The following is a 13,366-nucleotide window of genomic DNA, read 5'->3' as shown; positions in this document are numbered from 1 at the left end:
CATCATCGAGTGGACGCATCCCATGAAAGAACGTTTTGACGCCGACGTTGCGATCGTCGGCTATGGTCCGAGCGGCATCATTGCCGCCCTGACCCTTGCGAAATACGGCATTTCCACGGTCGTTTTCGAACGTCACCGCGACATCTATCCGCGCGCCCGCGCCGTGACCGTCAACGACTGGACGATGCGCATCTTCCAGAGCCTCGGAGTCGACGAAGCCGTTCTGAAGTGCATCGATCCGCAGCGCGCGCTGCGCTGGATACGCTACGACGGCACGGAGATCATGCGCATCGAGCATCCGCCTTCGACGCTGGGCACCCGGACGCGCTTTTTCAACATCTACCAGCCGACGATGGAAGCGACTTTGCGCGAATGCGCAACCCGGCATGCGCAGATCGACGTGCGCTATGGCTTGGACGTGGTGTCGCTGGATCAGGACGAAACGGGCGTCACGTTGACGGCGAAAGACGTCGCGACGGACGCGAAGACCAGCGTGCGCGTGCGCTATGCGATCGGCTGTGACGGCGGGAGCAGCGCGACTCGCGGCGCGCTCGGCGTGAAGCTGCTCGGCGATACGCTGGAAGTGCTGTGGATCGTCATCGACTGCCGGGTGAAGCGCTGGTGGCCGGACCGCAATCTGCTGACCTTCTGGTCCGACAAGGAGCGGCCGGTCGTGGACATCGCGCTTTCGGGCGGCAATCACCGCTGGGAGCTGCCGCTCAAGCCGGGCGAGACCGAAGCGGACTTCTCGACGAACGAGCAGGTGTGGCCGCTGCTCGAGGCGCTGGGCGTACGCGCAGACGACGTCGAAATTCATCAGCACGCGTTCTACCGCCACCACACCCGGATGGCGGACAAGTGGCGTGTCGGGCGCGTGTTCCTCGCCGGCGATGCCGCGCATCTGATGCCGCCTTGGGCCGGCGCCGGCATGCAGACCGGCATGCGCGATGCGTTCGATCTGGGCTGGAAGCTCGCGGGCGTGATCAACGGAACCTTGCCCGAGCACTTTCTCGATTCCTATGAAACGGAGCGCCGTCCCAACGCGGAGTTCTACACGCAGCTTGCCGTGCAGCTCGGCCGCGTCATCAAGCAGGAGCTCTCGGAAGAGGAGCAGGCCGCGCTCAGCGCGCCGCCGCCGGCCGATGCGCCGGAGCCGCCGCTGATCGCGCCGCCGGTGCTCACTGGCGGATGGCTGCGCGGGCCGCTTGCCGCGGATAGCATCGTCGGCCGCATGGTGCCGCAACCCGTCGTCGGCGACACGCGCGGGGTGATGGCGCGTCTCGACGACCTGCTGGGCGACGGCTTCGTGCTGCTCGGCGACGACGTCGATCCCGCGACCTTGCTGACGTCCGCGGAGAAAGCGGCGTGGGACAAGCTAGGTGCGCGCTACATCGCCTTGCGTCAGCAGGACCAGCGCACTCAGGGGCCCGGCGAACTGATCGATCTGGATGGCGTATTGCGCCCGTGGCTGCGCAAATACGGCGCGCGCGCCGTCGCCTTGCGGCCCGACCGCTTCGTGGCTGCAGCCGACGTGAGCGGGCTTTCGGTGCCGGCAAGCACCGCTCGAACGGAGGAGGTGCACGCCGATGCCCGATAACACGGTGGTCACTACCCTGGCCGCGCGGTTGCGCGATGCCGAACGCACGCGCGCGGTGATCGCGCCCGTGCGCGGCGAGATCGCCGCGACCGATATGGCGACCGCCTACGCCATCCAGCAGGCCAACGTCGACCGGCGCGTGGCGAACGCTGAGCGCATCGTGGGTCGCAAGATCGGCCTCACCTCGCTCGCAGTGCAGAAGCAACTGGGCGTCGATCAGCCCGACTTCGGCGCGCTGTTCGCTTCGATGGCGCATGGCGACGGCGAACCGATTCCCCTTTCGCAACTGATCCAGCCGAAAGTGGAAGCGGAGATCGCGCTCGTGCTCGAGCACGATCTCACGCACGAGAAACACACTTTCGTCGATGTCCTGCGCGCCAGTGCGTATGCACTCGCAGCGATCGAAGTGGTGGACAGCCGCATCGAGAACTGGGACATCCGCTTCGTCGACACGGTCGCGGACAACGCGTCCAGCGCGCGCTTCGTGGTGGGCAGCCGCCCGGTGCCGCTTTCGCAGATCGACCTCGCCGCATGCGCGATGGAACTCGCGCGCGACGGGGAGGTGCTCTCGCGCGGCAACGGCGCGGCGTGCCTCGGCAACCCGCTGAATGCGGCCGTGTGGCTGGCGGACCGGATGGTGCAACTCGGCACGCCGCTGCGCGCCGGCGACGTCGTGCTCACGGGCGCACTCGGGCCGATGGTCGCCGTCAAGGAGCCAGGCACCTATACCGCACAGATCGAAGGGCTCGGCAGCGTTCGCGCGACTTTTATCGCCTGATTCAGGGGACTTTACATGGCTTCGGAACAACTCAAGGCCGCGATCATCGGCTCGGGTAACATCGGCACGGATCTGATGATCAAGATCCTGCGCAACAGCCGGAATCTGGAGATGGCCGCGATGGTGGGCATCGATCCGAACTCGGACGGCCTCGCACGTGCCGCTCGCCTCGGCGTGGCGACCACGCATGAAGGCGTCGAAGGGCTGACGCGGCTGGACGTCTTCAAGGACATAGACTTCGTGTTCGATGCGACCTCGGCTGGTGCGCATGTGAAGAACGACGCGCTGCTGCGCGCGCGCAAGCCGGGCATCCGCATGATCGACCTCACGCCCGCCGCGATCGGCCCTTACTGCGTGCCGGTCGTGAACCTCGACGCGCATCTCGACGCGCTCAACGTCAATATGGTCACCTGCGGCGGCCAGGCCACGATCCCCATCGTTGCCGCGGTGTCGCGCGTGGCGAAGGTGCATTACGCGGAGATTGTCGCGTCGATCAGCAGCAAATCGGCGGGGCCCGGCACGCGCGCCAACATCGACGAGTTCACTGAGACTACTTCGAAAGCCATCGAAGCGGTGGGGGGCGCAGCGAAGGGCAAGGCGATCATCGTGCTGAACCCGGCCGAGCCGCCGATGATGATGCGCGATACGGTCTATACGCTTTCGGATCTCGCCGACCGCGAAAAGATCGAGCGCTCGATCGAGGAAACGGTCGCGAAGGTGCACGCGTATGTGCCGGGCTATTGCCTCAAGCAGAAGGTCCAGTTCGATGAAATTCCCGCGAGCGCACCGCTGAACGTCCCGGGCCTTGGGCGCTTCAGTGGCCTGAAGACCTCGGTGTTCCTCGAAGCGGAAGGCGCCGCGCACTATCTGCCTGCCTACGCGGGCAACCTCGACATCATGACTTCCGCCGCGCTCGCCACTGCCGAGCGCATGGCGCAGGCGCTTTTGAACGTGCAGGGAGCCTGAGCCCATGAGCAAGAAACTCTATATCTCCGACGTGACGCTGCGCGACGGCAGCCACGCCGTTCGCCACCAGTACTCGATCCAGAACGTGCAGGACATCGCCCGCGCATTGGACCGCGCGAAGGTGGACAGCATCGAAGTCGCTCACGGCGACGGCCTGCAGGGCTCGAGCTTCAATTATGGCTTCGGCGCGCACAGCGACCTCGAATGGATCGAGGCCGTCGCCGACGTGGTCGAGCACGCGAAGATCGCGACGCTGCTGCTGCCCGGCATCGGCACGATTCATGACCTGAAGGCTGCGTACAACGCGGGCGCGCGCGTGGTGCGCATCGCCACGCACTGCACGGAAGCCGACATCTCGAAGCAGCACATCGAGTACGCGCGCGAGCTGGGCATGGACACCGTGGGCTTCCTGATGATGAGCCACATGACCACGCCGGAAAACCTCGCCGCCGAAGCAAAGAAGATGGAAAGCTACGGCGCGACCTGCATCTACGTGGTCGACTCGGGCGGCGCGCTGACGATGAACGACGTGCGCGAGCGCTTTCGCGCGGTGAAAGCCGTGCTCAAGCCCGAAACGCAGACGGGCATGCATGCGCACCACAACCTGTCGCTTGGCGTGGCGAATTCGATCGTGGCGGTGGAAGAAGGTTGCGACCGCATCGATGCCTCGCTGGCAGGCATGGGCGCGGGCGCCGGCAACGCGCCGCTGGAGGTGTTCATCGCGGCGGCGGAGCGCATGGGCTGGAACCACGGCACCGGTCTCTGCACGCTGATGGATGCCGCCGACGACATCGTGCGCCCGTTGCAGGACCGTCCGGTGCGCGTGGATCGCGAGACGCTCGCACTCGGCTACGCGGGTGTGTATTCGAGTTTCCTGCGCCATTCGGAAGTGGCGGCGCAGAAGTACGGCCTGAAGACGGCGGACATTCTCATTGAACTGGGCCGTCGCCGCATGGTGGGTGGTCAGGAGGACATGATCGTGGACGTGGCGCTCGATCTTGCCAGGCAGCTGGACGTCGGTCCAGGGCAATAGTGCAGGCGGTCGCGATGTGAACGATACGAAAACATCGCGATGGATTTGCAGTATATAAAAATAAGGTTTGGAGACTTCGATGAAACGTATCTATGTAATGGCATTATTGGCAGTCCTGCCAGTCGCGAGCGCAGTTGCACAAAGCCATGTCACGATGTACGGCATGATCGACGGCGGGGTATCGTACATATCCAATCAGGGCGGTCATTCCGTCACGAAGTTCGACGACGGAATCTTTTCCCCAAATTTGCTCGGCATTCAGGGCGCGGAAGATTTGGGAGGCGGAACGAAAACCATCTTCAAGCTCGAAAATCAGTTTCTGCTCGGCTCGGGAGCGGCCGTGCAGCCGGGCATTTTCGGACGCAATGCGTATGTGGGAATCGACGATCCACGGCTGGGAAAATTGACGTTGGGGAACGTCTACGAGTTCATGTTTACCTCGTTGACAGAGGGCAAAAACACGCCGGCTTTGATCTCCGGCGGCCTTTATAGCTTTGCGGCGGGGCCGTTCCAGAATCTCGGCATTCCCCAAAACCCGACTGGCTGGTTCGGCTGGGCGCGGACCAACGGAATACCGATCAACAACGCGGTCAAGTACCAGGCTCCCCAGATCGGCGGGTTTTCCGCCGGCGCACTGTATTCCTTCGGTGGCGTGGCCGGATCGTTCGGCTCGAACTCGGGCATGAGTTTCGGCGTGAACTACGATCACGGTCCATTCGGGCTCGGCGCCGCTTATACCGAACAGAAGTATCCCGGCTCCCTCAAAGGCGCCCCGCAGGTTCCGATTCGAAACTGGGGTGTCGGCGCTCACTACGCCCTGGGTTCCACGTTGACCTCCGCAAGCTTTGTTACCGTTCGCAATGAATTGACGGGCGCGTATGCGTATGCCGGGCAGCTTGCGAGCAACTGGCAATTGACGCCCGCGCTTTCACTCGGCTTGAGTTACATGTACATGAAGGGCAACGAAGTCCTGTACGGCAATCACGCCAACCAGTTGAACGCGATACTCGGCTACTCGCTTTCCACGCGCACGATGGTCTATGCGGAAGGGGCCTGGCAGCGCGCGAATTCCGGCGCGCACGCCGCCATCAATGGAATCCTCAGCCCTTTGGGCTCGTCGAGCAGCGCCTCCCAGGCGATTGCCCGCGTTGGGCTGCGAACCGTATTCTGAACCACGAATCCGCGAATGATGACCGGAAAGAATGCACGATCCCGATTGCAAATGAAGGAGCTGTTAACGATGGAATTGGCAAAGACACCTGACTCCACCCGCCGTGCGCTGCTTGGCAGCCTTGCTGCAGCAGCCGGCGTTGCGATGTTGCCCACGGCAAGAGCTCGACCCGTCGTTCAGGACGAGGCGGCACTGCCGCTTGACCAGCGCGCCGACCTCGCAAAGGCAGCGCTTCGTGACGCCAAAGGGACGAAGCTGGTCATGCTCGGCACCGGCGCGGGACCGATGGTCGGCATGCCGCGGCATCAGACCAGTCACGTCATGGTGCACAATGGATCGGCCTATGTCCTCGATTTCGGGCTGGGCGTTTCCAATGAGTTCGCGCGCACGGGCCTGCAGTTCAACCAGGTGAAGGCGGGGTTCCTGACACACCATCATCCGGACCACAACATCGAATACGGTCCGTTCATTCTTCTGGGCTGGATCTACGGCATGAGTCCCGACGTGCAAATGTACGGGCCGCCGCCGCTCGCACAAATGACGAGGGATTATCTGCGCTCGCAGCAAGCCACGCTGCAGTTCTGGTCGGAAGATTTGCAGACGGCGCCGTTGACGACAGTGCCCGTCAAGGAGGTTTCGGATTCGGGCCTCGTCATGTCCGATGAGAATGTCCGCGTGACGGCCGTGCGCGTGGAGCATCCGCCCGTCAACCCCGCGTTTGGCTACCGCTTCGACTTTCCCGATCGCTCGATCGCGTTTTCGGGCGACACGGTTCCGCTCGACGCCGTGGGGGAAATGGCGAAGGGGGCCGACATCCTCGTGCACGAGGCCATGAACATCGAGGCCACAAAGAAGATGGTGCATGTTCTTGCCCGCAATAACCCGAAGACGAACTATGACCAGATCATGAAGCACATGATGGCGGATCATTCCCCGGTCGAGGAAGTCGGACGTATCGCGCAGAAGGCGGGCGTCAAGACCCTGGTTCTCTCGCATCTGACGCCCGTGATGCCCGTGACGCCCGACGCCACCTGGCGCAGCGAAGCCGCGAAGCACTTCAAGGGCGAGATTCTGGTCGGATACGATCTCATGGTCGTGTGACCCGCGAGCCATCGGGGTAAACATCGGTGTCGCCACAAAATGCTTTCGAATGGTTGGCATACGGAGTATATTGGTTGGTACACGAACCAAGCAGAGAATTGAGGAGGCGTCATGCAGTTTTATCTCAACGGATTCCGTACCGGCGACCCGATGACCGATTCACCGGCCGATGGTGCGCCGCATTCCGCGCTGCCCGATACGGTTGACGTGCTCATTGCGGGAAGTGGGCCCGCGGGGCTCGTGCTCGCGGCACAGTTGTCGCAATTCCCGACAATCCGGACGCGCATCGTCGAGCGTCGCGGCGGCCCGCTGCTGATGGGGCAAGCAGACGGTGTCGCGTGCCGGACCGTAGAGATGTTCGAAGCGTTCGGGCTCAGCGATCGCCTGTTGCGCGAAGCCTGGTGGGTCAACGAAACGGTATTCTGGCGGCACGACGCGCAGGATCGAAGCGCGATCAAGCGTACCGGACGTGTGCAGGATACCAAAACAGGGCTTTCTGAATTTCCGCACGTCATCGTGAATCAGGCGCGCATTCAGGAGTATCTGCTCGATGTCATGCGCCGGACCGCGCAGCGTTTCGAACCCGATTACGGCCTCGAAGTGGTCGACGTGCAACGCGACGACAGCCACGACTACCCCGTACTCGTCACACTGCAACGCACCGGTGCAAGCGGACCTCAGGAAACGGTCACGATACGCGCACGTTACGTCGTGGGTTGCGATGGTGCGCGCAGCCGCGTGCGGACAGCCATCGGACAGCAACTACGCGGCGACGCCGCCAATCACGCGTGGGGCGTGATGGACGCGCTGGCCGTCACCGACTTTCCGGACATCCGGCTTAAAGCGGCGATTCAGTCGGCGAACAAAGGGAATCTGCTCATCATTCCCCGGGAAGGCGGCTATCTGGTCCGCTTCTATGTCGATCTTGGCGAAGTCACGCCGGCAAACCGCGACGACATCAAGCAGACCACCGTCGAGCGCATCATCGAGACGGCGCAGGGCATCCTGCACCCGTATTCGCTGGACGTGAAGGAAGTGGTGTGGTTCTCGGTATATGAAGTGGGCCAGCGTCTGACCGACCGCTTCGACGACGCAATCACGCCCGACGGCACGGTTCGCGAGCCCCGGATCTTCATCGCGGGAGATGCCTGCCACACGCATAGCGCGAAGGCTGGCCAGGGCATGAACGTCTCGATGCAGGACGGGTTCAATCTCGGCTGGAAGCTGGGCGCGGTGCTGCAAGGGCGAAGCGATGCCATGCTGCTGCGCACGTACTCCGATGAGCGCCAACCCGTTGCGCAGGAGCTGATCGATTTCGACAAGCAGTGGTCGGCCATGATGGCCGCCCCTCCGAAGGATCCCGCCCGCCCGGAGGCAGGCGGCGTCGACCCCGCGGAACTTCAGGCGTACTTCGTTCGCGCGGGCCGCTACACGGCGGGTGTCGCTACACGCTATCGACCGGGCACGTTGACCGGCGAAGCGACGCATCAGGCGTTTGCCACGGGCTTTCCAATCGGCATGCGATTTCATTCGGCGCCGGTCGTGCGCGTGGCGGATGCGAAACCCATGCATCTGGGCCATGCCGCGCGCGCCGATGGTCGCTGGCGTCTCTATGCCTTCGCGGACGCTGGCGGCGATGCGCTGCGGGCGTTATGCGATTACCTTGCCTGCGCGCCCGACTCCGTGTTGCGGCGTGCCACGCCGGAGCATGCTGACATCGACGCGATTTTCGATGTGCGCGCGGTGTTGCAGCAGCCGCATCGCGAGGTCCGCTTCGAGGACCTTCCCGCGCTCCTGCGGCCGCGCAAAGGGCGTTACGGCCTCGTCGATTACGAAAAGGCATTTACGTGCGACGCCGCCGCTGATATCTTCGAGGCGCGTGGCATCGACCGCGAGCGCGGCGCGATAGTCGTGGTTCGGCCGGATCAATATGTCGCCCACGTGCTTCCGCTGAATGCTTACGCGGAATTGAATGCCTTCTTTGGGCCGATACTCCTTATGCCCTGATTCAGGACGACACTGGAAATTGCCGACGCTACCCGACCATCCCGATTCGCTTTCGCAATTCACGGGCAGCCTCGTGCGCCGTGCGCAGCAACGCCACGCGGCAGTGTGGCTTAGCGAAGTGTCCGCCGAAATTACGAGCGTGCAGTACGCGGCGCTCGAAATCTTGCGGGAAATGCCCGGGCTCAATCAGCGGCAGCTCGGCAATGCGCTCGACGTGGACCGTTCAACCATTGCGGATCTGGTTGCCCGCATGGTGCGCAATGGCCTGGTCGAGCGTTCCGACGATCCTGCCGACAAGCGCAGTTACGTGCTATTCCTCACTGCGGCCGGCAAGAAGCAGCATACGATCTTGCGGCCGCGTGTGGAGCAAGTGGAGCGCATCCTCACGGCCCGATTGAGCCAGAAGGAAGGTCTGGAGTTGAGGCGCCTGCTTGCCGCATTGTTGCCATGAGAATGCCCGTTGGGGAGGGCGCTCACGGTGTGAGCCGTTCTTAGAACAAACTCGCTTGCCCCGACACCAGCGTTTCGAATTCCTCGCGCAGAAACGGCAAAATGGCGTCGGCCACGGGCTGCAACTGTCTGCTCAAATAGAACTCGTAATCGAGTGGCGAGCTGAGCGTCTCTAGCGGCTCGGGGCCTGCGGTCGTCATGACGTAGCTGATCCAGCCGCCGTTCTGATATTGCAGCGGGCGGCCTTTGGCACGGTTGAATTCGTCGGCGACGCGCGCCGCGCGCACATGCGGCGGCACATTGCGCTGATAGTCGCCAAGCGGCCGGCGCAGCCGCTTTCGGAATACGAGTTGCTCGTCGAATTCTCCGCTCAACGTGCGCCGCACATAATCGCGCACGTAATCGGCATAGGGCTCGCGCTTGAAGACGCGCCGGTACAGCTCGCGCTGAAATTGCTGGGCGAGCGGCGTCCAGTCGGTGCGAACGGTCTCCAGTCCCTTGAACACCATTTCCTCGCTGCCGTCCTTCGCGCGCGCGAGGCCCGCGTAGCGCTTCTTGCTGCCTTCTTCCGCACCGCGCACGGTGGGCATGAGAAAGCGCGAATAATGCCGCTCGAATTGCAGTTCCAGAGCGCTCTGGACACCGAAGCGTTCGCGCAACTCAGCCTGCCACCACCGGTTGACGTGCTCGACCAGCGCGCGGCCGGTGCGCGTCGCGTCTGCTTCCGTATGCGCGCGCTTGAGCCACACGAAGGTGGAGTCGGTGTCGCCGTAGATGACGTCATAGCCTTGTGACTCGATCAATTCGCGCGTCTCGCGCATGATCTCGTGGCCGCGCATGGTGATCGATGATGCAAGGCGCGGGTCGAAAAACCGGCAGCCCGTGGAGCCAAGCACGCCATAAAACGCATTCATGATGATCTTCAGCGCCTGCGAAAGGGGCGCATTCTTGTTGCGCTTGGCGTTCTCTCGACCTTCCCAGACCTGGCGCACGATCTCGGGCAAGCAATGCATCGTGCGCGAGAAATGCGCGCCGAGGAAGCCCGGCACGGACTGGTCGTCGCGGGGGTTGCGCAGGCCTTCGATCAGCCCCACGGGATCGATCAGAAACGTGCGGATGATCGAGGGATAGAGGCTCTTGTAGTCGAGCACCAGCACCGAGTCGTAGAGCCCCGGCCGCGAATCCATCACGAAGCCGCCGGGACTGTTTTCGCCCACTACGTCGCCGAGATTCGGCGCAACGTAACCGAGCCGGTGCATGCGCGGCAGATACAGATGCGTGAACGCCGCGACCGAGCCGCCGCTGCGGTCGGCGGGCAATCCGGTGACCGAGGCGCGCTCGAGCAGGAACGCGATCAGCTCGGTTTTCTCGAAGATGCGCGTGACAAGTTCGCAATCCTTGAGGTTATAGCGCGCGAGCGCGGGCTTGTCTTCGTCGAAGCGGCGCTGGATTTCGTCCATGCGCTGATACGGGTTGTCGACGGACTTGCCTTCGCCCAGCAGCGTTTGCGCGACGAACTCGAGGCTGAACGACGTAAAGCTCCAGGTGGCCGAGCGTAGCGCCTCGATGCCATCGATGATGAGCCGGCCCGCCGCGCCCGCGAAGTAGTGGTTCTGGTTGACGCTGTGCTCGCGCCATTCCATCACGGCGCCGCCGCGTCCGAGGCGCAGCGGCACGCCGTACTGCTGCGAATGCGCGTGCAGCACGCGCAGATCGAACTGCACGAGATTCCAGCCGATGATCGCGTCGGGATCGTGCTGCGCCATCCACTCGTTCAGGCGCACGAGCATCTGCGCGCGGCTCTCGCAGTACTCGAAGTCGAAATCGAGTCCGCTCGCGTCGCCGTTTGCGGGGGAGAGCATGAAGACCTGACGCTGGCCGCATCCTTCGAGCGCGATCGAGTAAAGCTCGCCCTGCGCGCTCGTTTCGATATCGAGCGAAACGAGCCTGAGCGCCGGGCGATAGCCGGTGGCCGGCTTCAGTTCGCCATCGTGCAGCAGGCCCGAGGCATCGGGCGTGCCGCGAAACAGCACGGGCGCGGTGATGAAGCGCTCCATCATGTAGCGCTCGGGCGGCTGGATATCGGCTTCGTAGACGTCGACGCCCGCTTTCGTCAGGCGCTTCGCGGTGCCGGTCAACTGGCGGTATTGCGGCGCATAGAGGCCGAGCACGGGCCGCTGCCGGAAGTCCTTGAGATCGAGCGGGCGCAGCTCGGCGCCCTTGTTGCCGCGTTGGTTGCCGATCTGGTTGCTATCAAGCGCGCCGAGCGCCGCCTCGCGCTGCGCGGCAGGCACGAAAGCGACGGACGTTTGCGGGCGCAGGCGCAGTTGCCGTGGGCCAGCGGGCGTCGCGAGCCAGAAGTCGACTTCGGTATGGTGGGGTGTGTCGCGCCAATGTCGCGTCAGAATGAAGCCCGGCTCGAAGCCGGGTTGAAGCTCGGTCACTGTGCGTACCCGCAGGCCTGTGTTGTCTGCGGGAATTGTAACGCCGCCGGGCGGCGGCCCAGGGGAGGGCCGGCGCTTCGTGCGAAACGCCGGCCCCGATGCGGCGGGTAATAGGCGTTACTCGTCCGAACCGCGACCGAGGCCGAGCCCTGGCAGCGAGTGCGTGCCTTCGGCGGCAACGGCGTGCAGCAGGTGCGGATCGAGATCGAGCGCGCGCAGGATCGTCGGTGCGACCTGCGTGGTCTGCACGCGCGCCGGGATCTCGCGGCCGCCGCCATGCAGGCCCGCATACGAGACGACGAGGCCGAGATGGCTATCATCCGGCGCATTGCCGCCGTGCTCCTCGTCCTTCTTCTTGCTCGACGTGTAGATCACGCCCGGATTCGGCTGCACGACGATATCGGGCGTGCGGCCGGCAGCCGGATCACCGAAGCGCGCGGCCAGCGCGTTGCCGCTGAGAATGTACGCTTGCGGACCGTCCGCGCAGATGCCGGGCGCGTTGCACGAGAGGTTCTGCTTGAGCGTGGCGACCACGGCGTCGCGCTGCGATTGATCGCGCAGCCAGATGAGGCCCACGTCGTCGGTCTGCACGAAGCCCGTGCCGACGAGACCCGTGCCGTCGTTCGGGTTGCCGCTCCCGGTGTTGTTCTGGCCAAAATTGCCGTTAGGATCGAGATAGTTGGTCGCCTCGAGCAGTTGCGTGAGCGTGTCGCCGTTCTTCACGAGCTTCGTGTGATCGGAGGGCGACTGGCCGTGTTTGGCCGTGACGATGATGAGCGTCGACGCATAGAGGTTCTGCTGCTTGAGCGCGGCAACGATGCGGCCGAGCGAATTGTCGAGATACGTGATCGCGCCCGACACGTTTGGCCCCGGCGTGAAGCTGGCGTCGAGATAGCCGCCGCCGTTGGCCACGGTGGCTTTTTGCGCTACGCTCAGCGTCTGGAAGTTGGTGCCGAACAGCGTGGGCACGGGCTCGTTGCGCGTGCCCGTGGAGTCCTTGCCGCCGATCTGGTTGATCAGCGCTTGCACGTGGTAGTCGTCGAACTTCTCGGTGTGCGTGTAGGTATCGGTGTAGTCGGTCTGCGTGGCCGGGTCGATCGAGTTGATCTCGGTGCGCGCGAGGTCGTCCACGCCGCGGCCCGAGGGGCCATTGAGCCAGTCGTAGCCCCATGCGTGCTTATCGGCCCACGCGGTGTGCGAGCCAGGCAGGTTTTCCTTCACGACTTCGAAGACCGTGTTGGTCTTCACGTAGTCGTGCGGATACACGGGCACGCATTTGGCACCCTTGCGCGCGCGCGGAATGGCTTGCGGATTGAAGTCGCCGCCGCCGTCGAGGTGCACGAGCGCGCCGCCGTTTTGCGCGTCTATGCCGGTGGTTTCGTCGAACACGACGTTCCAGCCTTGCTTGCCCACGCAGCCCGTGTCGTTGGGCGCGTAAAGCGTGCGGTCGTACGAAACGTCATAGAAGAGGCCGGCGGTTTTGGGCGAGCCGCCGGTCACGAGCGCGGCGAGACCCGGAAACGAATCGGACAGCCCAGGCGTATAAGCGTTCGTATAGGTGACGCCCGACTTGGCGAGCAGCGCGAGATTCGGGCAGGTGTTGCCGCCGACGCAGCGCGCGACGTCCTGCTCGTGCAAACCGTCGAAGCTAATGAGCAGGACGTGCTTGATGCCGCTCGCCCCGCTCGCCTGCGTCGACGGTGATGCGAGTGCGCTACCCACGGCGAGCGCCATCGCGCTGAGCGCCACCAGACCTGCCGACCATCTCCTTGCCGTTTTCATCGCTCACCTCTTTGTTCGTGTTTGTGGGGGGAATCAC

Annotated in this window: 10 protein-coding genes; 8 read left to right on the top strand and 2 right to left on the bottom strand. The window is 63.8% G+C overall.

Features of this window, described 5'->3' with window-relative positions:
* Positions 1-22: 22 nt before the first annotated feature.
* The 8 genes from P5W99_RS28705 to P5W99_RS28670 all read left to right on the top strand — a co-directional run bounded on the left by P5W99_RS28705 (position 23) and on the right by P5W99_RS28670 (position 9,104).
* Positions 23-1,597: a bifunctional 3-(3-hydroxy-phenyl)propionate/3-hydroxycinnamic acid hydroxylase gene (locus P5W99_RS28705; RefSeq protein ID WP_421027243.1), complete on the top strand. Its 1,575-nt coding sequence runs from the start codon at positions 23-25 to the stop codon at positions 1,595-1,597.
* Positions 1,587-2,375 carry a 2-keto-4-pentenoate hydratase gene (gene mhpD, locus P5W99_RS28700; protein ID WP_421027242.1) on the top strand — a complete coding sequence of 263 codons (789 nt, stop codon included), beginning with the start codon at positions 1,587-1,589 and terminating at the stop codon, positions 2,373-2,375. Before P5W99_RS28705 ends, mhpD begins: the two co-directional genes overlap by 11 nt.
* A 15-nt stretch (positions 2,376-2,390) precedes the next feature.
* Positions 2,391-3,341 (top strand): acetaldehyde dehydrogenase (acetylating), encoded by a 951-nt coding sequence (locus P5W99_RS28695; protein ID WP_434664599.1) that lies wholly within the window; start codon positions 2,391-2,393, stop codon positions 3,339-3,341.
* A 4-nt stretch (positions 3,342-3,345) separates the two neighbouring features.
* Positions 3,346-4,374: a 4-hydroxy-2-oxovalerate aldolase gene (dmpG, locus tag P5W99_RS28690; protein WP_421027240.1), complete on the top strand. Its 1,029-nt coding sequence runs from the start codon at positions 3,346-3,348 to the stop codon at positions 4,372-4,374.
* Positions 4,375-4,453: 79 nt separating this feature from the next.
* Complete coding sequence (locus P5W99_RS28685) at positions 4,454-5,545, top strand: porin (RefSeq protein ID WP_434664597.1); 1,092 nt, start codon at positions 4,454-4,456, stop codon at positions 5,543-5,545.
* Positions 5,546-5,614: 69 nt separating this feature from the next.
* Positions 5,615-6,646: an MBL fold metallo-hydrolase gene (locus tag P5W99_RS28680; RefSeq protein ID WP_434664595.1), complete on the top strand. Its 1,032-nt coding sequence runs from the start codon at positions 5,615-5,617 to the stop codon at positions 6,644-6,646.
* A 111-nt stretch (positions 6,647-6,757) separates the two neighbouring features.
* Positions 6,758-8,653 carry an FAD-binding monooxygenase gene (locus P5W99_RS28675; protein ID WP_434664593.1) on the top strand — a complete coding sequence of 632 codons (1,896 nt, stop codon included), beginning with the start codon at positions 6,758-6,760 and terminating at the stop codon, positions 8,651-8,653.
* A 19-nt stretch (positions 8,654-8,672) separates the two neighbouring features.
* Positions 8,673-9,104 carry a MarR family winged helix-turn-helix transcriptional regulator gene (locus tag P5W99_RS28670; RefSeq protein ID WP_421027236.1) on the top strand — a complete coding sequence of 144 codons (432 nt, stop codon included), beginning with the start codon at positions 8,673-8,675 and terminating at the stop codon, positions 9,102-9,104.
* A 40-nt stretch (positions 9,105-9,144) separates the two neighbouring features.
* On the opposite strand, the gene P5W99_RS28665 is transcribed toward P5W99_RS28670, so the two are convergent.
* Positions 9,145-11,547 carry a DNA polymerase II gene (locus P5W99_RS28665; protein ID WP_434664591.1) on the bottom strand — a complete coding sequence of 801 codons (2,403 nt, stop codon included), beginning with the start codon at positions 11,545-11,547 and terminating at the stop codon, positions 9,145-9,147.
* A gap of 117 nt (positions 11,548-11,664) precedes the next feature.
* Complete coding sequence (locus P5W99_RS28660) at positions 11,665-13,329, bottom strand: alkaline phosphatase family protein (RefSeq protein WP_434664589.1); 1,665 nt, start codon at positions 13,327-13,329, stop codon at positions 11,665-11,667.
* Positions 13,330-13,366 lie beyond the last annotated feature (37 nt).

This window comes from Paraburkholderia sp. A3BS-1L (assembly GCF_051125215.1).
Classification (GTDB): Bacteria; Pseudomonadota; Gammaproteobacteria; order Burkholderiales; family Burkholderiaceae; genus Paraburkholderia.
Note: the sequence above shows the minus strand (reverse complement) of the source record. Positions and strands in the feature narration are given on the sequence as shown.

What these genes read in the sequence shown, in the direction of transcription:
- mhpD (WP_421027242.1), top strand. Translation starts at nt 1,587, where the DNA reads ATGCCCGATAACACGGTGGTCACTACCCTGGCCGCGCGGTTGCGCGAT.
- P5W99_RS28660 (WP_434664589.1), bottom strand. Translation starts at nt 13,329, where the DNA reads ATGAAAACGGCAAGGAGATGGTCGGCAGGTCTGGTGGCGCTCAGCGCG.
- P5W99_RS28685 (WP_434664597.1), top strand. Translation starts at nt 4,454, where the DNA reads ATGAAACGTATCTATGTAATGGCATTATTGGCAGTCCTGCCAGTCGCG.
- P5W99_RS28695 (WP_434664599.1), top strand. Translation starts at nt 2,391, where the DNA reads ATGGCTTCGGAACAACTCAAGGCCGCGATCATCGGCTCGGGTAACATC.
- P5W99_RS28675 (WP_434664593.1), top strand. Translation starts at nt 6,758, where the DNA reads ATGCAGTTTTATCTCAACGGATTCCGTACCGGCGACCCGATGACCGAT.
- dmpG (WP_421027240.1), top strand. Translation starts at nt 3,346, where the DNA reads ATGAGCAAGAAACTCTATATCTCCGACGTGACGCTGCGCGACGGCAGC.
- P5W99_RS28705 (WP_421027243.1), top strand. Translation starts at nt 23, where the DNA reads ATGAAAGAACGTTTTGACGCCGACGTTGCGATCGTCGGCTATGGTCCG.
- P5W99_RS28680 (WP_434664595.1), top strand. Translation starts at nt 5,615, where the DNA reads ATGGAATTGGCAAAGACACCTGACTCCACCCGCCGTGCGCTGCTTGGC.